16 protein-coding genes and 1 riboswitch are annotated in these 19,771 nt (G+C 70.1%); of the genes, 2 read left to right on the top strand and 14 right to left on the bottom strand.

What is annotated here, in order from left to right:
* Nucleotides 1–41: 41 nt before the first annotated feature.
* The 11 genes from AC07V5_RS09320 to AC07V5_RS09370 form a co-directional block, all read right to left on the bottom strand.
* Nucleotides 42–1,844, bottom strand: a complete 1,803-nt coding sequence (locus AC07V5_RS09320; RefSeq protein ID WP_495115367.1) for a S53 family peptidase — start codon at nt 1,842–1,844, stop codon at nt 42–44.
* Nucleotides 1,845–1,902: 58 nt separating this feature from the next.
* A riboswitch (cyclic di-GMP riboswitch) is annotated at nt 1,903–1,998 on the bottom strand.
* Nucleotides 1,999–2,160: 162 nt separating this feature from the next.
* Nucleotides 2,161–4,365 carry a molybdopterin-dependent oxidoreductase gene (locus tag AC07V5_RS09325; RefSeq protein ID WP_495115368.1) on the bottom strand — a complete coding sequence of 735 codons (2,205 nt, stop codon included), beginning with the start codon at nt 4,363–4,365 and terminating at the stop codon, nt 2,161–2,163.
* Nucleotides 4,366–4,440: 75 nt separating this feature from the next.
* Nucleotides 4,441–5,262, bottom strand: a complete 822-nt coding sequence (locus AC07V5_RS09330; RefSeq protein WP_495115369.1) for a hypothetical protein — start codon at nt 5,260–5,262, stop codon at nt 4,441–4,443.
* A 49-nt stretch (nt 5,263–5,311) separates the two neighbouring features.
* A complete protein-coding gene (locus tag AC07V5_RS09335; protein WP_495115370.1) occupies nt 5,312–6,373 on the bottom strand; it encodes a cupin-like domain-containing protein in 1,062 nt (353 codons plus the stop codon).
* A gap of 70 nt (nt 6,374–6,443) precedes the next feature.
* A complete protein-coding gene (locus tag AC07V5_RS09340) occupies nt 6,444–7,313 on the bottom strand; it encodes an alpha/beta hydrolase (protein ID WP_495115371.1) in 870 nt (289 codons plus the stop codon).
* Entirely contained in the window at nt 7,313–8,395 is a 1,083-nt protein-coding gene (locus AC07V5_RS09345; protein WP_495115372.1) for a lipase family alpha/beta hydrolase, read from the bottom strand. Before AC07V5_RS09345 ends, AC07V5_RS09340 begins: the two co-directional genes overlap by 1 nt.
* Before the next feature lie 127 nt (nt 8,396–8,522).
* On the bottom strand, nt 8,523–9,293 hold the full coding sequence (locus AC07V5_RS09350) for a LytR/AlgR family response regulator transcription factor (protein ID WP_495115373.1): 771 nt from the start codon (nt 9,291–9,293) through the stop codon (nt 8,523–8,525).
* Nucleotides 9,290–10,336, bottom strand: coding sequence for a histidine kinase (locus tag AC07V5_RS09355; RefSeq protein WP_495115374.1), 1,047 nt, complete (start codon nt 10,334–10,336; stop codon nt 9,290–9,292). The genes AC07V5_RS09350 and AC07V5_RS09355 overlap by 4 nt, the downstream gene beginning before the upstream one ends.
* Nucleotides 10,333–11,430, bottom strand: a complete 1,098-nt coding sequence (locus AC07V5_RS09360; RefSeq protein ID WP_495115375.1) for a sensor histidine kinase — start codon at nt 11,428–11,430, stop codon at nt 10,333–10,335. Before AC07V5_RS09360 ends, AC07V5_RS09355 begins: the two co-directional genes overlap by 4 nt.
* 99 nt (nt 11,431–11,529) lie before the next feature.
* A complete protein-coding gene (locus tag AC07V5_RS09365) occupies nt 11,530–11,946 on the bottom strand; it encodes a PilZ domain-containing protein (protein WP_495115670.1) in 417 nt (138 codons plus the stop codon).
* A 24-nt stretch (nt 11,947–11,970) separates the two neighbouring features.
* Nucleotides 11,971–12,402 carry a hypothetical protein gene (locus tag AC07V5_RS09370; protein ID WP_495115376.1) on the bottom strand — a complete coding sequence of 144 codons (432 nt, stop codon included), beginning with the start codon at nt 12,400–12,402 and terminating at the stop codon, nt 11,971–11,973.
* Nucleotides 12,403–12,502: 100 nt separating this feature from the next.
* On the opposite strand from AC07V5_RS09370, the gene AC07V5_RS09375 reads away from it, so the two are divergent.
* Together AC07V5_RS09375 and AC07V5_RS09380 are read left to right on the top strand one after the other, a co-directional pair.
* Nucleotides 12,503–13,072, top strand: a complete 570-nt coding sequence (locus tag AC07V5_RS09375; protein WP_495115377.1) for a DUF1134 domain-containing protein — start codon at nt 12,503–12,505, stop codon at nt 13,070–13,072.
* 157 nt (nt 13,073–13,229) lie between these two features.
* Nucleotides 13,230–16,139, top strand: coding sequence for an adenosylcobalamin-dependent ribonucleoside-diphosphate reductase (locus AC07V5_RS09380; RefSeq protein ID WP_495115378.1), 2,910 nt, complete (start codon nt 13,230–13,232; stop codon nt 16,137–16,139).
* A 12-nt stretch (nt 16,140–16,151) separates the two neighbouring features.
* On the opposite strand, the gene AC07V5_RS09385 is transcribed toward AC07V5_RS09380, so the two are convergent.
* The 3 genes from AC07V5_RS09385 to AC07V5_RS09395 form a co-directional block, all read right to left on the bottom strand.
* Nucleotides 16,152–17,231 carry a substrate-binding domain-containing protein gene (locus tag AC07V5_RS09385; protein WP_495115379.1) on the bottom strand — a complete coding sequence of 360 codons (1,080 nt, stop codon included), beginning with the start codon at nt 17,229–17,231 and terminating at the stop codon, nt 16,152–16,154.
* Between the two features lie 69 nt (nt 17,232–17,300).
* A complete protein-coding gene (locus AC07V5_RS09390; protein ID WP_495115380.1) occupies nt 17,301–18,551 on the bottom strand; it encodes a sialidase family protein in 1,251 nt (416 codons plus the stop codon).
* A 110-nt stretch (nt 18,552–18,661) separates the two neighbouring features.
* On the bottom strand, nt 18,662–19,720 hold the full coding sequence (locus AC07V5_RS09395; RefSeq protein WP_495115381.1) for a glycoside hydrolase family 43 protein: 1,059 nt from the start codon (nt 19,718–19,720) through the stop codon (nt 18,662–18,664).
* Between the last annotated feature and the right edge of the window lie 51 nt (nt 19,721–19,771).

Raw genomic sequence — 19,771 nt, forward strand, 5'->3', positions numbered from 1 at the left:
ACAAGCCCGGGCCGGCGGCCTCGGGCTGAGCCCACTGATGCTCAGGAGGCGTTGATCTTCACCGTCACGTTGCCCGTCGTTGTCTGGCCGAGGTTGTCCTTCAGCGTGATGACGAGGGTGCTGCTGCTTGCCACAGGGCTGGCCCAGCTCACGGCGATGCCGCCGCTGCTGGCCGAGAAGCTCATGCCGCTGGGTGCGCCGCTGATGGAGATGGACAGCGAGGTTGCGCCCGGTGCGCTGTAGCCGATGGTGCCGGTGAAGGCCTTGCCGGCGGTGCCGGCGAGGCTGGCGGTGGTCAGCGTCGGGGCGGTGCTGGTGGTTGTTGTCGTCGTGCTGCTGCTGCTGCTGGTGACGCTGGCACCGCTCAGGCTGGTCAGTAGCGCACTGGCGTTAGGCGTGCCCCAGCCGGTGGGTGTGTCGTAGCCGGTCTTGGCTGCACAAGTTGTGCACGTGCCGTTGCTGCCGCTGGCCACATCCTTGAAGGCGACGGCGTATTGGGTCGGCACGGCGCCGATCTGCTGATACAGGGCTGCATGCGGCTGGCCGAGCACGGTCTTGGCCGAGGCCACGCGCATCGCGTTGGCCACGGCGAGCAGGCCGGCCCACTGCGGTGTGGCCAGGCTCGTGCCGCCGGCGCTGACCCAGCGCGTCGTCGTCGTGCCCGGGCTGATCAGGGCCACGTATTGGCCGGAGTTGGGGTCGGCATTGAAGGCCACGTCGGCGACGGCGCGCTTGGCATAGCCGCCGATGGTGCCGCTCTGGTAGCTGGGCAGGGCCACATAGGCGCTGGTGCCGCCGCCGGTGCCGGTCCAGGTCGTCTCGCTGCGGGCGCCGCTGCCGGTGTAGGTCAGCGTCGTGCCGCCGACGGCCACGACACGCGTGGACACCGAGGGCCAGGACACGGCCGCGCCGTCGTCGCCGGTGGCGGCGAGGTAGCTCATGCCGGTGGCGGAGAAGGCGCTGTCGTAGCTCGTCGTCCAGCTGCCCTCGGCCGCGCCAAAGCTCATGGACACGACGCCGGCACCCATCTTGTTGGCCAGCGCGACGGCCTTGGACAGGCTGCCCACGCCGGCATCCGGCGCCTCGATGAGGACGAGTCGGGCCAGCGGCGCGGTGGCATGGGCCCACTGCACGTCCAACGCGATCTCGGTGGCCCAGCCGCTGTCGTAGGCGGGCGCGGTAGCGGTCAATGCACCGGCGGTGGTGCTGTAGGCGACGACCAGTTCGCAGGCGGTCTTGGACGCCGTGGCCAGCGGCAGGCTGGCGTTGGCGGCCAGCGTGCGCGAGGTGCAGGTAGGCAGGCCGAACTTGGCGTTGAAGGCGGCCAGCTCGGCGGCGATGTTGGGGTCGTGCTTGGCGTTGACGATGTAGATGGTCTGGCCGGCGCCGAGCTGGGCGGCCTGGGCGGCGGTGAGGCCCGCGGTGCTGGCAGGCAGGGCCGGCAGGCCGTAGGCGGCGCGGATCTGGGCCGGCGTGTAGACCGTGACGGCGGTGGACGTGGCCATGGGGGCGGCTTCACCGGCGCCCGAGGCGAGGGCATGGGGGCGCTGGGCGTCGTCCAGGCGCTCGCGCGTCAGGCCCTTGGTGGCGACGCCCGAGAGGGCCATCGCGCGGTGCGGCGCCGCGCCGTTGTCGGGCTCGTCCAGGTCGACGGCGGCGGTGTGGAAGCTGGGCTGGGCAACGGAGGCCGCTGCGGCGCCATCCTCCAGATCGACGTTCAGTGAGATGGCCGAGGGTGCCGCGCTGGCCTGGACGGTCGGGCTGTCGCTGCCGCCCCCACAGGCGGTCAGGGCCGCGGCGGTGAGGAGGCTGAGGGTCCAGGAGAGGTGGCGGGTACTGCGCATGGCCGGTTCTCGTGCAGAAGAAGAGAAACAGAGGGCCACGCCGATCAAGACCTTGGGTCTTGGCGGCCCCGCTGCCATGGCGCTTGCGTGCTGCAAGCGCGGTAGGCCGGTGGCTTTGCGTCCCCGCCTTTCGACGGGTTTGCCCTCAGGGTTGGTAAAACAGGTTCAGTCTAGGCGCCGAGGTGTTGGCGTGCACGGGTGGCCAGGGGCTGCCCGTGAACTCTGCCTCGGTGCGCGGCGTGAGCTTTCGATGCCGCGAGTCTGGGTTTCGTGCGTATCTGCCGTGTCGTTGCTTTGTGTCACGCAAGACACAAGTTCAAGCCGGCGCGATCTCCACCGCCACTCCGCTCAGCACGGCGTTGCCGCTCAGCGGGTCGCGCGCCGCGTCGTCCAGCAGCGCGTTCATGTTGACGCCCGGCCGTTCGCGCGCCACGGCGAGTTGCACGCCGTCCAGGTCGTGCCCCCAGCCATGCGGCAGGCTGACGACGCCGGGGCTCATGTCGGCGCTGCGTTCGACGCGGGCGATCAGTTCGCCGACGGCGCTCTTGACCTTGGCGAATTCGGCCAGGCCCAGCCGATCTGCATCGCTCGGGTTGACCAGCAGCGTGCAGCGCTCCGGCCCTTTGGCGAGCACGGGCAGGTTGTGCATCCAGCTGTTGCCCGAGCGCGTGTCGCGGCGGCCGATGAGGCTGAACTCGGGTGCGGGCTCGGCCTTCACCAGGGCCAGGTCGGCCAGCACCGAAGGCGGCGCGAGCTCGATCTTGCCGCTGGGCGTGCGCAGCACCTCGGGGATGCGCGGCGTGAGCGCGCCGAGGTCGATGCCGCCACCTTCAACGGTGCTTGCGGCCCTGACCTTGGCCAGGTTGATGCCATCGGGCTTGCGGCCGAACTGGTCGCCATAGGGGCCGACGCGCAGTTGCAGATCGATGAGGCGTTCGGGGCCGCGCCAGGGTTGCAGCGCGGCCAGCACGGCGGGTGTCTGGTCGCCGGCAAAGCGTTTCACGTCGGCCTCTATGGCCTCGTCGTCGAGCTGCGCCACGTCCACATTCAGGCCACGGCCTTCCAGCAGGGCGCACAGGCGCAGGATGGTCTGCCACTCCTGCGGCGTGCCGGCTGGAGCGTCGAACACCGGGCCCGAGAAGCGCGCGTGGTTGCGGTGGCTCAACTGCGGGAAGGCGACGTCGAAGTGCAGGTCTTCCAGCGGCGACAGGCCCGGCAGGATGACGTCGGCGTGGCGGCTGGTCTCGTTGACGTAGATGTCCAGGCTCAGCATGAAGTCCAGGCCTTCCAACGCCTGGGCGATGCGCGGGCCGCCGGGGGCCGACAGCACCGGGTTGCTGGCGATGCTGATGAGGGCCTTGATCTGGCCCTCGCCCGCGGTTTCCATTTCCTCGGCCATGACCGTGATTGGCAGCTCGCCGAAGACCTCCGGCGCACCGGACACGCGGCTCTTGCGCCGGCCGGTGGTGATGCCCTTGCCACTGCCCGGCTTGCCTTGCGTGTTGGGCGCGAAGGCGGCGGCCTTGGCGAACATCGCGCCACCTTCGCGGTCGAGGTTGCCGGTCAGCACGTTGATGAGGTCGACCAGCCAGGAGTTGACCGTGCCGAAGCGCGTCGTGCAGGTACCGATGCGGCCGTAGACGGCGGCACGCGGCGCGCTGGCGATCTCGCGGGCGATGCGGCGTTGCGTGTCGGCCGGGATGCCGCAGCCGGCGGCCGTCACCTCGGGCGCGAAGGGCTGCACGGCGGCACGGGCTTCGGCCAGGCCGTTGATGTGTTGTTCCAGCCGGCCCAGCTTGACCAGGCCTTCGTCGAACAACGTGTGCGCAATGCCGGCCAGCAGCAGCGCATCGCCACCCGGGCGGATGGCCAGGTGTTCGTCGGCCGCCGCTGCCGTCTCGCTGCGGCGCGGGTCCACCACGACGATGCGCCCGCCGCGCGCCCGCATGGCCTTGGCCTTGCCGCGGTAGTCGGGCACCGTCCACAGGCTGCCGTTGCTGATCATCGGGTTGCCGCCCAGGATGAGCAGGTAGTCGCAGCGCTCGATGTCGGGCAGGGGGATGCTCAGCCAGTGGCCAAACATCAAGCCGGCGCTGAGCTGCTTGGGCATCTGGTCCAGCGTCGACGCACTGAAGGCATTGCGTGTGCCGAGCGCCCGCACCAGGCGCGGCGTGTAGGCCAAAAGGCTCACCTTGTGCGCGGCTGGGTTGCCGATGGTCAACGCCACCGAGTCCGGCCCCTTGTCGCGCCAGATCGGCAGCAGGCGTTTCTCGATCTCGGCAAAGGCCTCATCCCAGCTCGCCTCGACGAACTTGCCGTCGCGCTTGATCAGCGGCGTGCGCAAGCGGTCGGGGTCTTCGTGCAGGCCCTTCAGGCTGACGCCCTTGGGGCAGAGGTAGCCGTGGCTGAAGACGTCGTTGTCCGCGCCGCGGATGCTGATGACCTTGGCGCCTTCGGTCTTCACTTCCAGCCCGCAGCAGGCCTCACACAGCGGGCAGATGCGGTAGTGGCTATCGGGCATGGCTTGTCTCCGTGGTTTGCGGCCGATTGTGGGACGACCGGCAGGCGCTGCGCGGCGCCTGGGTGACAGCGGGACTCAGGATTCCCGGCAGGGCTGGGTCTCGCGCTGCTCGGCGCGCCCGAGGCGGCACAGCTCCAGCCAGTAGCCGCGCATGAAGTCGGGATAGCGGGCTGCAAAGGCTTTGCTGGCGGGCGAGTGGTACCAGGAGGTCAGCACCGGCGGCGTCAGGCGGCGCAGCTTCTGCGTCAGTTGGGGCGGCTGGGCCGCGATGGCCGGGTCGGGCAGGATGGCCGCCAGGTGCCGGCCCGACAGCAACTTGGCCAAGGCGCTGGGCGTGTCCACCGCGCGGTCTACCGTCCAGCCCTTGTCATGGCTCAGGTCGGCCAGCGCTTGGATTGGCGCGATGCCGACGCTGAACTCGCCTGGCCCGCTCAGGCGGTTGCCGTCCCAGCTGACGCGTGACTCGCCAGACAGCACATAGAGCGAATAGGTGGAGCGGTAGAAGCCCAGCTGCGGGTCGGGTGCGCCGCGCACCACCGGCAGCGTCGACAGCTCGACCAACTGCGAATCGGGCAGCGAGACGGCCCAGATGTCGATGCTGCCGCGCTCCAGTTCGACCCGGCCGCGCCGTATCGGCATGCGCTCGAAGCTGAGCATGGGTGAGCAGCCGCCGCGCGTGGCGGCAGAGCGCACCCAGTCGATCAGCAGGCCTTGGGGCGCGGCGCTGCGCTCAATGGCCATCAGCAGCGGACGCAGCTCGTAGTCGATGACGCCCACGCGCAACTGGGCCGGGCAGGTGTCGGCAGAAGCCGGTGGCGCAGCCAGCGCGAGCAGCAGCCCGCAGGTCGTCAGTCCCGTGGCGATGCTGGCCGCGTTCGTCGAGGTGGTTGTCTGCATCTGCCGGCAAGCGTAGCGCGTCTGCCACGCGGCAGGCGGCATCCCGGCGCTACCAGTTGCCGATGCTGGGGTTCACATAGCTGAACTCGTTGGGTACGCCCGCGTCGAAGTTGGTGTACGAGAACGACATGCTCATCTCCAGCGATGACACCTGGTGCCACCAGCCCAGCGGCAGGAAGAGGGTGTCGCCGGGCTCCAGCACCGTTTCCAGCACGACGGCCTCGCGCAGCCGCGGGTAGCGGGCGTAGTCGGGGGCGTCCAGGTCGATGGGGCTGTAGACGCCCATGCGGTTGTAGAGCAGCGGCGTCTGCAGCGGCGACACGAAGCGCCAGCGCTTGCGGCCGACGACCTGGGTGTGGAAGAGCATCAGCGTGTCGTGGTGCAGCGGCGTGCGCGTGCCCGCCGGGCCGAACCAGAAGGACGCCGCGGTGTGCAGCAGCGCCGGGTCGCAAATCGGCGGCATGCGGCCGATGTCGGCCAGCAGCGGCATGAACTCCGGCCGGCGCAGCATCTCGTCGTTGGCCGTCAGGTAGTGGTCGTTGGTCGCGCCACCGCTCACGACGAGGTCGACGAACTCGGCCACTTTCATGCGCTGGCGCAGCTTTTCCTTGTTCTGCTCGAACAGCGCGTCGGTGTTGCGGCCCACCTGCACGTCCACTTCAAGCTGGCCGAAGCGTTCGCGCAGGTCGGCGGGCGACCAGCGCCCCATCGCCGGCCAGTCCTCGGCCACGTCCGTCAACACCACGGGCCGGCAGCCGCGCACGTAGCGCTCCAGGAACTCCTCACGGCCAACGCCGCGGCGCTTCTCGACGACCGCATAGCCCGGCGCCTGCTGCCAGACCTGCTGCAGGTTGGCGCAGACCGACTCCAGCTTGCGCAGCATCTGCTGGTGGCGGCGCGCGGCGACGAACACCGGGTCGCCGTCGATCTGGGAGATGGCGGCCGCGCTGCGCTCCAGGTCCTGGCCGGCGGCCACCATGGTGTCGAGCATGAAGGCGGGCGCGCAGTCCCAGAGGCGGTTCTCGGCCAGCCATTGCAGCCAGTCGGGCGTCAGGTCGAGCAGGGCCGCGGGCCGGGGGAGGGGCGGAGGCTTGATCGGGGAAAGCGTCATGGCGAGGGTATGGAAGCTGGCCAGCGAGCGGCATTGTGGGCCTGGCCCAACTGGTATGGCCGGGGCGGAGTCAGCGCACCGCGCGCACGATGCGCTCCACCACTTGGCGGCCGGCCGGTGTCCACGGGGCGATGAGTTCAAAGTGGCCTGCATCATCCAGCGTGACCGCCTCCACCGTGTCGCCCAACGTGGCGGCGCGTGCGCGGTAATCTTCGCTGGCGGCGACCGGCACGATGCGGTCCTGCGCGCCTTGCATCAACGTCTGCGGCAGGCGCAGCGGCAACAGGGCCAGCGGCGAGGTGTCCTGCAGCAGCGTGGCCGTCGGCGCGCTGCCCAGCAGCTGGTCCACCGAGGTGCCACAGAGCTTGGTGCGCGAGGCGTAGGCCAGGTCGGGGATGCCGGCCACGGCGACGACGGCGGGGATGGGCAGCGGTGTGTCGGACTTCAACTGGCTGCCGGCGGCGATGCGCGGCCGTGCGGCGGCCCACAGCGCCAGGTGGCCGCCAGCCGAGTGGCCGGTGGCGACGAGGCGCTTCAGGTCCAGCGGGTAGCGCTGGGCGAGCTGGCGCAGCCGGTCGGTGCCGCGCGCCACGTCATCGAAGGTGCCGGGATAGCCGCCACCGGCATGGCCCACGCGGCGGTAGCTGATGCTCCACACGGCCAAGCCAGCGGCGCGCAGCGCATCGGCCTGGAAGGCCAGCAGCTCGGGCCCGGGCAGGCTGGCCTGCCAGCAGCCGCCGTGGATCATCAGCGCCACCGGATGCGGGCCTTGACCCTTGGGCAGCCACAGCTCACCGAACTGCTGCGGCGCGTCGCCGTAAGCCAGGCGGTGGTCGGGCTGCGGCCGGTCGGGCCGGTCGAGAACCTGCAGGAAGGTCAGCGTCTGGGCGGATGCGGTCAAGGCCATCGGCAGCACGAGGCTCATCAGTAGTCGGGGCATCAATCGCATGGGGTCAACCAGTCTTGCAGTTGCTTCAGCACGGCGGCATCGGTCTGCAGGGCGAGGTGGCCCAGGCCGGTGAACAGGGCGGTGTCGGTGAAGGCCAGGCGGCGGGCCGGCGAGCGGTGCTGGCCGAGTGCGCTGGCGACCGGCACGAGGCCGTCGCCCAGCCAGCGGGCGGGCGAGCCGCTGGCCTTCTTGGAGGTGGTGGCGGCTACGGCGTAGCAGGCCACGCCATCGGGCAGAGGCAGCTGGCTGGCCTTGCCGGCATCGGCTTCGAGCAGGCTGGCATGGCGCAGGTCGCGGATGCCGGCGCTGCGCCGCGCGGCCAGCAGCGCCAGCGGGCGCGAATAGGCGCTGACGGCCAGCAGTTGCTGCAGCTGCTGGCCGCCGCGCTCCAGCGGCGCGCCCTGGTGGGGCGTGCCCAGCGTCACCAGGCATTGCAGGCGCTTGAGCCAGCGCCGCCGCCCGGCCTGCGCGATGGCGCTGCGCGCGACCAGGCCGCCCATGCTGTGGCCCAGCAGCGTGATCGGGCCGGGTACGTCGTCCAGCAGCTTGGCCAGTTCGGCGCCGTTGCGCCAGATCGGGCGGCCGGTGTTGTAGCGCAGGCCGAGCGGCTGGTAGCCCAGCGACGCGAGTGCGGTGGGGAAGTCGGCGCCGTCACGCCGCCACTGTGCTTCGTTCATGCACAGGCCGTGCAGCATCACCAGCGGCGGGCCCGTGGCGCCATCCACCAGCGGATGCAAGCTCATGGACGTGGCCAGCGGGTTGGCGGTGTCTTCGAGGTAGTCGCCCAACACGCCGTTCAAGGCGGCCAGCGCGGCGTTGGTGCGCTCGGGTGTTGCTTCGCCTAGCAGTGGCGTCAGCGCGCCCAGCGCCATGTCCAGGCCGCCGCCGACGAGCTTGGTGACGCCGCGCACGCTGCGGTAGACGAGGCCCGTGATGCCGGAGGTGCGGTCTCTCTTCTTTGTCAGCGGCAGCCGAGAGATCTCGGCATGCATGGCCTCGACGAGATTGGTGACGCCGGTAGTGGCATCGACGGCGAGGCGGCTGGCGCCGCGAAGAGTGTGCGCGGATTGCATGGGTGGATCATGCGTTGCTTTTGGGGTTGTCCTAACGACTCGAGGCCGTGCCGCCGGGCGGGACTCCCGGCAACTCGGCACCGAGTCGTTAGGACGACCGCAAAAGCGACCTACCGCCCAACCACCCTCACATCTGCCGAAACAGATGCGCACAACTCTCCGCCACCAACAGCATCTCGCTGCCGTGCTTGAGCTTGATCTGCATCCGCCCCCGGAAGTCGCGGCTGACGCTGGCAATCGAGTTCACGTTCACCAGCGTGGAGCGATGGATCTGCCAGAACTGCTGCGGGTCGAGCTCGTCGATGAGCTCCTTGAGCGGCTTGCGAATCAGCGCCTCGCCGTCCTTCAGCCCCAGCCGCGTGTACTTGTTGTCGCTCTGGAAGAACATGACCTCATCGACGGTGATGAGGCGCAACGTCTGGCCCACGGACGCGTTGATCCAGCGCAGCGGGGCGCGCACAGCAGAGGGCGTGGCCGCGGGTCGGGCACCCAGTTCATCCAGCACATTCCCCAGTGGGGCCGGTGCCTGGCCCAGCCGCGCCTTCAGCCGCGAGATGGCCGTGAACAGGCGCGCGCCGGCCAGCGGCTTGAGCAGGTAGTCAACAGCGCCTTGGTCGAAGGCGGCGATGGCGTACTGGTCGTAGGCCGTCACGAACACCACGTGGGCGCGGCCGTTGACCTGGCGAGCCACGTCGATGCCGGTGGCGCCCGGCATCTCGATGTCGAGGAAGAGGATGTCGGGCTGGTGCCGGTCCAGCAGGCGCAGCGCCTCCAGGCCGTCGGCCGCTTCGCCGACGATGCTGAGTTCGGGCCAGAGCTTGCCGAGCTGCTCGACGAGTTCGCCGCGCAGCGCGGCTTCGTCTTCGGCAACGACCGCGGTCGGGGCAAAGAGGCTCATGCGGGTAGGTCCAGGATGAATTCGGTGCGGCCATGGCCGCTGCGGCAGATGAGTTTCGCCTCCAGCACGGCCAGGCGCTCGCGCAGCGAGGCGAGGTCGGCGTCGTCGCTGCACAGGCCTTCCTGGTCGAAGGCGAGCGTGATGCTGTGCTCGACGCTGAGCCAGCAGCGGCTGGGGTGGCCCAGGCGTACCGCGCGCTGCACCAGCGGCAGCAGCAGCATCGGCGGCAGCGGTGTCGCGCCGCGTGAGCCGAGTTCGCAGTCGAAGGCGGGCGGGTCGCCGTTGAGGTCGCGCAGCAGGTCGAGGTAGCTGGCGATCAGCTCGGCCTCGCCGCCCAGCGTTGCCCCCTCCAGGCGCAGCCGGGGCAGCGCCACGCGCAGGTGGCGGATGAGCCGCTCCAGCCGGGCGCTGGCGGTCGGGTCCTGGCGGTCATAGGCCTGCTCGACCGAGACGAGGGCGTCGAACAGCAACCCGGGGTCGACCTGGGCCTGCAGGGCCGCGAGGCGCGCACCCAGTGCATGGCGGCGCAGCTGGCTGTGTTCGCGCAGCAGGTCCTGGGCGGCCTGGTCCTGGCGGCGGCGCAGCGTGCGGAACTCCAGCACACCGACGATCATCAGCGCCGGCATGAAGACCCACAACGTGTCGCCGATGACGGCCGTGGTGCGGAACACCATGCACTTGGGCTTGCCATGGACCTTGGCGTAGATGTCGCACAGCGACGGCCAGGGCAGGGCGTCGGCCAGCGGGTAGACGACGGCGATGGTCAGCATCGAGCCCAGCAGCGTGGCGGCGATGAGGCGCTGGCGGCGCGCCGGATGCACGGGGCTGCTGCGCGCCGCGGGCAGCCAGCACAGCAGCAGCACGACGCAGCTGACGAGGGGCACGATGAGGTGGCGCGCCAGCACCTGGGGCAACTGGTCGCCCACGCGCAGCTCCAGCAGCGAGGTCAGGTCGATGGCGCCGAAGAGCAGGGCCGCGCTGACGAAGGCCAGTGCCTCGTTGGGGCGCAGCGAGCGCCAGGACGCGAGCAGATGGCGGATCACGTCAGCGCCTCCACCGGCAGGTGCACGCGGGCAACGACGCCGCGCGGCTGGGCGGCCTCCAGCTCCAGCGTGGCCGCATCGCCAAAGCGGCCCGCGAGCCGGGCCCGCGTGTTGGCCAGGCCCACGCCGGCGCCGCCGCTGGCGGTGCCGAAGCCCTGGCCGTTGTCGGCCACCTCGACGGTCAGCCCGCCATCGGCTGCGTGGCCGGCGCGGATCTGGATGTGCCCGCCCTCGGGCAGCGGCGAGAGGCCGTGCTTGATGGCGTTCTCAACCAGCGTCGGCAGCACGAGGGTGGGCAGGCGTGCCGACAGCAGCTCGGGCGGCGCGCTGATGTCGAAGGACAGGCGCTCGCCCATGCGCATCTGCAGGATGGCGAGGTAGTGGCGCACCAGCTCCAGCTCCTCGGCCAGCGTGGACTCATGCCGGCGCATGCCGGGCAGGGCGGCGCGCAGGTAGGCGATGAGGGCCACCAGCATGTCGCGGCCCTTCTCCGGCCGGGTCTCGTACAGGCGCTTGACGTTGGCCAGCGTGTTGAAGAGGAAATGCGGCTCGATCTGCGCATTCAGCGCCGACAGTTGGGCCTCGGTCTGCTGCGTCTTGAGCGATTCGCGCTCGCGGAACAGCTGGGCCAGCTGGTCGCGGCCTTCACGCTGCGCGCGGCTGACGCGCAGCAGGGCGTAGGCCATGCCGCCCAGCAGCGTCCAGATGGCGATGGTCGAGACCGCCCAGCCGGGCTTGACCTTCATGCCGGGGTCGTCCAGCGACGCGACGGCGTAGCGCAGGAAGGTGCCCAGAGCGGCACCGAAGCCGACGGCCAGGGCCTGCACGGTCAGCGCGGTTGGCAGCTTCCAGCGCCGGCCGGCCAGCAGGGCTTCCACCAGCGCCACCATCAGCAGCAGGGACACGCCGGTCAGCAGCGACTGGCGGCTGAAGCGGATCAGGTCGAAGAGGGCGTCGCGGAAGCTGTTCTCGCTTTCGCCGAACCAGGACAGCGAACGCGAGATGGCGTGCAGCAGGCAGAAATAGTAGACACCGGCCAGCATGCGCAGATTGCAGACACGGCGAAAGGCTTGCAGCGGGCTGAGGTCCTCCATGCGGGCCATTCTCTGCGGGCCGCCGCTGGGCGGGGCCAGATGCGACGAAACCGGCCATATCCGGCTCCAAGCCGGATATGGCCGGCTAGACAACCGGACTCAGCCGAGGCTGGCCGCGGCGATCAGCGCCTTGAGTTCGCGCTCCGAGGCCGCCGGGTCGCCGAGGTTGATCTCGATGAGGCGGCGCAGATGGGTGATGGACTCGATGTCGATGCTGCGGCAGAGCACGCCGGCATGGGCGCCCTCGATATGGGCCAGCTCGCCGGCCATCGCGATGATGATGTCGTCGGCGGCGCCCGCCCCGAGGGGCAGCTTGACGAGGCAGGGCATGCCGGCGGGGGGCGTGTGGCCGCTGGGCAGCTGCAGCAGCACGCCCTTGAGCGAGATGTCCAGCACCTGGCAGTGCAGGCGCTCCTGGGTCGTGATCAGCTCGGCGCCGGAAGCGAAGGCGACGCGGGCGAATTGGCGGCGTTCGGTGCTGATGATGGGCTCCCCTGATCGGGTGAACGTGGGCAGTGGGCGGCGATGGGCCGACCGATCCTAGACGAAAGGCTCGAGCGCGGCACCGCTGCCGAGCACCGTGCTGTTCTCCACGGCCTGCTGCAGCCGCTCGGGCGCGAGCGAGGCCAGGCCCATGGCTTCCAGCATGAACCAGGCGGCGCGCAGATAGGCCACGATCTCCTCGCGCGTGGCATCGGTCGCCACGGGCTCCCCGTTCCAGTCGCGGTCGGGCGCCTGGCGCGGTGCGACGACGGCCGGCCGGTGCGCCCGCGCGATGCGGGCCAGCAGCTCGCGCGTGTCCATCGTGGCGCTGGGGGCGTCGATCAGTTGCACAAGGTCGCCCAGCTGCTGCTCGGCCGCAGCCGCCAGCAGGCGCGCGGCCTGGTCGGCGCCGCCCGCCAGGTAAAGCCCGGCGGCGAGGTCGACATATTCAAGGGCGGCCGACAGCCGCTGCAGGTCGGGGTTGGACATTGCCTTCCAGTCTAGGTTGTGTGCGGCGGCAACGGGCGGCCAAACTTCACGCTGCTTTGTTTATGCTGGCCCGCTCAAGGAATGTCCCAGGAGCCCTTCGATGATCGACCGCCGCCAGCATCTGCAACACCTTGCCGCCCTTGCCGCGGCCTCGGCCCTGCCCGCCATGGCAGCCGACGACAAGGACGCCACCTATGACGAGGACTCCATCGTCAAGGCTGCAACCGATTTCTTCGGGCAGACCACCGAGGGCCTGGCCAAGGTCATCGAGAAGGCGTTCAAGGAGCAGGGCCGGCCCAATGCCTACATCAAGGGCGAGGAGGCCTCAGCGGCCATCACCGTCGGCCTGCGCTATGGCGACGGCGAACTGATGATGAAGGGCGGCGGCGGGTCCAAGGTCTACTGGGCAGGCCCCTCCATCGGCTTCGACCTGGGCGGCAATGCCTCCAAGGTCTTTACGCTGATCTACCACCTTCCCAAGGCCTCGGCCATCTACCAGCGTTTCCCGGGCGTTGACGGCAGCCTCTACTACGTCGGCGGCGCCGGCATCAATTACCAGCGCCGCAACGGCATCACGCTGGCGCCCATCCGCCTGGGCGTGGGCCTGCGTGCCGGCGCGAGCGTGGGCTACATCCATTACCGCCGCGAGAAGAGCATCAATCCCTTCTGACTGGCACCTGATTGGCCCGAATCTGAGGGCCGTCAAGGTCGGCTCGCGCGGCGGCTGGCAGGCTGCGCACCTCTTGTCTGAGTCCATCGGAAAAATTCAAGACGGCCTGCGTCCGTGCGGCGTAGACTGTTTTTTCATCCAGTATGCAAGGCCTAATGTGAGCAGCATCATCGACCTGCCCGTGCAGGACATCTCCGCCGAAGTCCTCATCGAGAAATACGCCAAGGGTGGCGAGCAGACGCCCGACGAGTTGCGCGAGCGCGTCGCCCGCGCCCTCGGTGCCGCCGAGAAGCCTGCCGACCGCGCCCGCTGGGAGGCCGCCTTCCTCGACGCGCAAAAACGCGGCTTCGTGCCCGCCGGCCGCATCATGTCCGCTGCCGGCACCGAGCTGTCGGCCACCCTCATCAACTGCTTTGTGCAGCCCGTGGGCGACTCCATCGCCACGGCCGAGGACGGTGTGCCCGGCATCTACACCGCGCTGACCGAAGCCGCCGAAACGATGCGCCGTGGCGGCGGCGTGGGCTACGACTTCAGCCGCATCCGCCCGGCCGGCGCCTGGGTGGGCTCCACGCGCAGCCATGCGTCGGGCCCCATCAGCTACATGCGCGTGTTCGACCGCAGCTGCGAGACGGTGGAGAGCGCCGGCAGCCGCCGTGGCGCACAGATGGGCGTGCTGCGCTGCGACCACCCCGACATCGAAGCCTTCATCCACGCCAAGGACCAGGGCGACCTGCGCAACTTCAACATCTCCGTCGGCGTGACCGACGCCTTCATGGAGGCCGTGCAAGCCGACGGCACGGTGGAGCTGGCGCACAAGGCCCAGCCCAGCGCCGAGCAGATCGAAGCCGGCGCCTACCAGCGCGGCGACGGGCAGTGGGTCTACCGCAAGGTGCGCGCCCGCGAGCTGTGGGACCAGGTCATGCGCTCCACCTACGACCACGCCGAGCCCGGCGTGCTGTTCCTGGACCGCATCAACGCCGACAACAACCTGCACTACTGCGAGACGATCGCGGCAACGAATCCTTGCGCCGAGCAGCCACTTCCGCCCTACGGCTGCTGCTGCCTCGGTTCCATCGATCTGACCCGCTTCGTGCGCGACCCGTTCAGCGCCAAACCGGTGTTCGACGAGGCCGGTTTTGCGGAGGTGGTGGCCACCGCCACGCGAATGCTGGACAACGTGCTCGACGTGACGCCCTGGCCGCTGCCCGCGCAGGCGCAGGAGGCCAGCAACAAGCGTCGCGTGGGCCTCGGGTTCACGGGCCTGGGCGACGCCCTCGTCATGCTGAACCTGCGCTACGACACGCAGGAAGCGCGCGACATGGCCAGCCACATCAGCGAGGTCATGCGCGACGCGGCTTACTCGGCATCCAGCGACATCGCCGCCGAGCGCGGCAGCTTCCCGCTCTTCAATGCGGACCTGTATCTCTCCGGCGGCAGCTTCGCGTCGCGCCTGCCGCAAGGGCTGAAGGACAAGATCCGCGCCCAGGGCCTGCGCAACTCGCACCTGCTGTCCATCGCGCCCACCGGCACCATCAGCCTGGCCTTTGCCGACAACGCGAGCAACGGCATCGAGCCGGCGTTCTCCTGGGCCTACACGCGCAAGAAACGCCTGCCGCAGACCGAAGGCGGTGGCTTCAAGGAATACCAGGTCGAGGACCACGCCTGGCGGCTGTACCGCCACCTGTTCGGCACCGATGCGCCGCTGAGCGACGCCTTCGTCACCGCGCTTGAATTGAGCGCGTCCGACCACGCCTCGATGGTGGCGGCCGTGGCGCCCTACATCGACACGTCGATCAGCAAGACGGTCAACGTGCCGGCCGACTACCCCTACGAGGACTTCCAGGACCTTTACGTCCAGGCCTGGCAGTCCAAGCTGAAAGGCCTGGCCACCTACCGGCCCAACAGCGTGCTGGGCTCGGTTCTCAGCGTCACCCCGGAGGTCAAGCAGCCTGAGCCCCTGCGTGCAGATTCAGGGGCCGACGTGGGCGGCGCCAACCAGCGCCTCAAGGTCGAGCGCCTGCCCAACGCGGTCGTCGCGTCGCTGCGCTGGCCCAGCCGGCCCGACATGCCCGGCGGCAACCCCGCCTGGAGCTACCTGATCCAGCACCCGCACGGCGACTTCGCGCTCTTCATCGGCGAGCTGCCGCTGGACGGTCCGGACGGCGGCCTGTTCGGCCGCAACCTGCCGTTCGAGGTCTGGGTCAACGGTGCCGAGCAGCCGCGCGGCCTGTCGGCCCTGGCCAAGACGCTTTCCACCGACCTGCGCACCAACGACGCGGCCTGGCTGCGCCTCAAGCTCGACGCACTCGCCACCGTGGCCGAGGAGCGCGCCTTCGAGATGCCCATGCCGCCCGGCGGCGAGAAGCGCCTCTTCCCCGGCGTCGTCGCGGCAACGGCGGCCGTCATCCGCTGGCGCTGCGAGCAGCTCGGCGCGCTCGGCGAAGGCGGCCCCACGCCGGTGGTGGACGCCATGTTCAGCCGCAACGAGCCGCGCACCGGCGTGTCCGGCACGCTGGCCTGGGCGGTGGACGTGGACAACCCGGCCACCAACGAGCAGTTCACGCTGACGTTGAAGGAAGTGGTGCTGCCCACGCCCGACGGTGGCTCCGTCATGCGCCCCTGCGCGATGGGCTTCTCCGGCAACTACCCCAAGGCGCTGGACGGCCTGGCGCGCCTGCTGTCGCTGGACATGCGCGTCATGGACCCGGGCTGGATCGCGATGAAGCTGCGCAAGCTGCTCAACGTGGGCGAGCCGCTGGGCCACTTCATGGCGCCGGTGCCGTCATTGAGCGGTGAACGCCGCCAGCAGATCTGGCCGTCGACCGTGGCCTACGTGGCCCGTCTCGTCATCCACCGCTACGCGATGCTGGGCATCCTCGACGAGACCGGCCAGCCGCTGACCGACATGGGCTTGCTGCAGACGCCAGCGCCCAAGCTCGCGGCGGCGGCCGGCACGCTGCAGGTCCAGGCCGGCAAGCCCTGCCCGGAGTGCGGCAACGCGACCATGATCCACAAGGATGGCTGCGATTTCTGCACCGCGTGTGGCTACGTGGGGCAGTGCGGCTGAGGCGAGCGGCGGCTACCGCGGCTTGCTGCTGCTGGCGGCGCTGCCAAACCACTGCTGCCGATACTCGGCCCGGTAGGGCAGCTCGTCGTTGATGTCCTGCGGCCCGAGCTGGCGCAGCAACTCCGTGGTGACGGCAATCGGGCGGGCGACGCGGCCGCTCGGCGGCTGCTTGGTGAAGGCCCGCCTCAGCTCGTCGGCCAGTTGCCAGCCCTGCAGGCCTGTCGGCTCCGCGATGGTGGCGAGCTGCTGAGATCGACCGGAGCGAATGCGGCTCATGGCCGTGCGCGAGCCGTCGCCGGCGGCAATGCTGACGATGTCGCGGCGCCCCAGGGCCAGCAGCGGGAAATGCATGGAGTCCATGTAGACGTCGTTGATTGCCAGCACATGGGTCCAGCGCGTGCCGAAGCGGCGGTGCAGCTTCTCCAGCGCCGCCGGCACGTCCTTCCCGGCGTTCGAAATTGGGATGTCCTCGATGGCCAGCAGTTCGCAGCGCGCGCAGCGCGACAAGGCCTCGCGCATGCGCAGCGTCTTGATGTTGGCGATGTCGAAACGGCTGTCGTTGAAGATGACAACGCCGGCGTGTAGCCCGGGGGCCTGGGTCACGAAGGCCGCGGCCATGTCCGCGACCGTGGCGGGATCGGTGCTGACGTTGGCGAACAGGCTGGACTTGGGCCCGTGGCGCGACGATGCATGCCAGCCGACCAGCACGGGAGCAGGCCCCGTGGATGCAGCCAGCCGGTCGGCGATCTCGGCTTCGTCAAAGCCGCCCAGCACGATCGCATCCGTGTCGGTGCGCAGCGCCTGGTCGAAGAGCCGCCTGATCGTTTCCCGGTCACCCGCGCCGTTGACGATGCTCAGCGTCCAGCCCAGTTCCTGGCAGGCCTGCTCGAAGCCACGATAGACGGCGGTGATGCCGCCGTTGCGGAAGTCCTGCGCGAGGAAGACGACGCGCCGTGGCCCATCGGGCAGCGGCCCGCTCTGCGCTGCCGCCGCGGTGGCAACCCAGGCAGCGAGCGCGGCCAGTACCTGGCGGCGCTCCCAACGACGGTGTGCGAGGGGTGCTGCATGCCATCCGCGGGATGTGGGGGCCATGCACGCAGCCTACCCCGCTGGCGCGTGTTGCGCATGTGACCGGCGCCGACGCGAGCCGGCGCCCGCGGTTCAGGACGGCAGGTTGCCTCGGCCGAAACGCGTGCGGCAGACCTGCGCGCCGTTGATCGTCTCGAAGTCGCTCGCCAGCATCAGCAACTGCTTGCCATCGGCGCTGGGCAGCAGCGGCGAGGAGTAGTTCTGGCACCAGTTGGTGGCGGTGGGTGGCGTGAGCGGCTTGACGGGCGCGGCCATCGTTGCCCAGGAGCCGCTGCCGTCGGCGGTGCTGCTGATGAAGATGGTGCCGCCGTTGCCGGTTGCATCGACCGCGCCTGCACCGTTGTTCAGGATCTGCCCGACCAGCGCGATGCGCTTTTGCGCCGGCAGCCAGACGTGCGTGGGCGCATGGCGGAACCAGCTGCCGTCGGCCGTCTTGGGCTCGAAACCCTTGTCGCTGGCCGAGCCCCAGTCTAGGCCGTCGACAGAGCGCTTCAGGTAGGCGCGGCAGTCCAGGCCGGCCGTGCTGCAGAACTCGTAGCTCAGCAGATAGCTGCCATCGCCGAGCTTGCTGGTGACGGCCATGCCGGGGCGGTCGCTGGATTTCACGGCGGCGACGAGCAGGCGCGGTGCGGTCCAGTTGATGCCGTCGGCCGTGCTCATGATCTTGAGCACCTGCGAGGCGCCGTCGTCGGTCTCGTCGGAGTACATGCAGACGAGCTGGCCGTCCTTGGCCATCTGGAACTCGGGCTCCCAGATGCCGGTGCCGTCGCCGCCGCGCGGCTTGCGGCCGACGCCGCAGTTGGCGTTCAGCGAGGCCCAGGTCTTGCCCGCATCGGTGCTGCGGTAGATGGGGTGCTTCATCGGCTGGCCCTGGGTGTCCTGGCCGATGGAGGCGGACCACACCAGCGTGCCGGCCGGCAGCACGCCGACGGCGGCGGGCAGCTCGAAGACCGAGCCGCAGCACAGGCCCTTGGGCCAGGTGGCGTCGCTGACGGCGCCCTGCGGCGCGAAGCTGGCGCCGTCGTCGCGGCTGATGAAGATGCGGCCCTGGCCCTGGCTGCCTTCGAAGCCGATGGCGCTGGCGATGACGGCGCCGTTCAGGCTCGCGTCGGCCTGGTGGGCCAGGCGGATGAGGCGCGGGTAGAACACCGAGGCTTCGCTGAGCAGCGTGCCGGTGCGGGTGGGTGGGGGCGGTGCCGGCGTCTCGGGCGTTGGCGCGGGCGAAGAGCCGCCACCGCCTCCGCCGCAGCTGGCGCAGGCGCCGGCGAGCAGCAGTGCCGGCAGCAGCGTGGAGGTGATGGCGAGCTTTTGCCAGAGCTTCATGAGGAGGGTCATTGTGTTGCGCTCCAGAAAACGAGGGATGAGGTCGCCCCGCCGCTGCGCAGCGGGCGCTGCGGCGGGCGTGTGAATGAAGGAGAGGAGGGGCTAGGCGATCAGGCTTCGCCGGACGGCTTGCGCTGGGGCACGCCGCTGGCGATTGCAGGGCCGAACTCGGGGCGGCCGTCTGCCGTCCAGCCGAAGCGTTGGATGCGCATCGTGCGGCCGCTGGCGTCGCCGGCGTCCTGGTCCTTGGCGTGATAGACCAGCCAGTCCTCGCGGCCGTCGGGCGAGCGGGTGAAGCTGTTGTGGCCGGGGGCGAAAACCTTGTCCGTCGGGCCGAAAAGCGGCTTCGGCGATTTCGTCCAGCTCTTGGGGTCGAGCGGGTCCTTGCCCGTCAGCTCCAGCAGGCCGAGGTAGTAGACGGCGGCGGTGTGGCCGGCGGAGTAGACGACGAAGTCGCGGCCGTTGCGTTGCAGGGCCTGTGGGGCCTCGATCCAGTAGTTGTCGCGCTGCGGCTGCCAGCGGCCATCCACCTTGTGCCAGCCACGCTCCCAGTCGTGCTCACCGCGCACGATGCGCACGCCGGGGCCGACAGCGCGTGTCGGGCCGGCCATGGGCGCGATCCACAGGCCGTCGTCCGCGTACATCCAGTAGAGGCGGCCGTCCTTCAAACGCAGCACGGAGCCGTCGATGGCATAGCGCTCATGCTCGGCATGCACGCGCCCGCGGTCGACGAACGGCCCCATCGGGTGCTCGGCCTCCAGCACGTAGTGGCGGTGGTTGGCGTCAACACCGTCGGCGGCCGTGAAGTAGAGGTACCAGCGGCCGTCGAGCTGATGCAGCTCGGGCGCCCAGATCATCTTGCTGCGTGGGCCGCCAGGCTCAGGCGTCCAGACCTTGCGACGCTCGGCGTTGCGCCAGTCGCTGAGCTTGTCCGAGCTGTAGACCCACAGGCCGCCCTCGGGGTCGAAGGTGGCGGTGAGGTAGTAGCGGCCGGCGTGCCAGACGACCCAGGGGTCGCCGGCCTCGACGCCGGGCAGCGCGGGGTTGGTGAAGGTGGCGTCTTGCGGCGCTGTCATCGCGGCTCCAGGCAGGCCCAGGCCCGCAGCCGCCGCCAGGCCCAGCAGGCCCCGGCGGCGCAGCGGCAAGCAGGGCTTGTCGTCGTTGTTCATCGGTGTTGTCTCCTCGCCTGGGTGGCCTGTCGGCCCCGAGGCGGCGCGATG

It is taken from the genome of Roseateles sp. GW821-FHT02E12 (assembly GCF_059421665.1).

What these genes read in the sequence shown, in the direction of transcription:
- AC07V5_RS09320 (WP_495115367.1), bottom strand. Translation starts at nt 1,844, where the DNA reads ATGCGCAGTACCCGCCACCTCTCCTGGACCCTCAGCCTCCTCACCGCC.
- AC07V5_RS09325 (WP_495115368.1), bottom strand. Translation starts at nt 4,365, where the DNA reads ATGCCCGATAGCCACTACCGCATCTGCCCGCTGTGTGAGGCCTGCTGC.
- AC07V5_RS09330 (WP_495115369.1), bottom strand. Translation starts at nt 5,262, where the DNA reads ATGCAGACAACCACCTCGACGAACGCGGCCAGCATCGCCACGGGACTG.
- AC07V5_RS09335 (WP_495115370.1), bottom strand. Translation starts at nt 6,373, where the DNA reads ATGACGCTTTCCCCGATCAAGCCTCCGCCCCTCCCCCGGCCCGCGGCC.
- AC07V5_RS09340 (WP_495115371.1), bottom strand. Translation starts at nt 7,313, where the DNA reads ATGCCCCGACTACTGATGAGCCTCGTGCTGCCGATGGCCTTGACCGCA.
- AC07V5_RS09345 (WP_495115372.1), bottom strand. Translation starts at nt 8,395, where the DNA reads ATGCAATCCGCGCACACTCTTCGCGGCGCCAGCCGCCTCGCCGTCGAT.
- AC07V5_RS09350 (WP_495115373.1), bottom strand. Translation starts at nt 9,293, where the DNA reads ATGAGCCTCTTTGCCCCGACCGCGGTCGTTGCCGAAGACGAAGCCGCG.
- AC07V5_RS09360 (WP_495115375.1), bottom strand. Translation starts at nt 11,430, where the DNA reads ATGGAGGACCTCAGCCCGCTGCAAGCCTTTCGCCGTGTCTGCAATCTG.
- AC07V5_RS09370 (WP_495115376.1), bottom strand. Translation starts at nt 12,402, where the DNA reads ATGTCCAACCCCGACCTGCAGCGGCTGTCGGCCGCCCTTGAATATGTC.
- AC07V5_RS09375 (WP_495115377.1), top strand. Translation starts at nt 12,503, where the DNA reads ATGATCGACCGCCGCCAGCATCTGCAACACCTTGCCGCCCTTGCCGCG.
- AC07V5_RS09385 (WP_495115379.1), bottom strand. Translation starts at nt 17,231, where the DNA reads ATGGCCCCCACATCCCGCGGATGGCATGCAGCACCCCTCGCACACCGT.
- AC07V5_RS09390 (WP_495115380.1), bottom strand. Translation starts at nt 18,551, where the DNA reads ATGAAGCTCTGGCAAAAGCTCGCCATCACCTCCACGCTGCTGCCGGCA.
- AC07V5_RS09395 (WP_495115381.1), bottom strand. Translation starts at nt 19,720, where the DNA reads ATGAACAACGACGACAAGCCCTGCTTGCCGCTGCGCCGCCGGGGCCTG.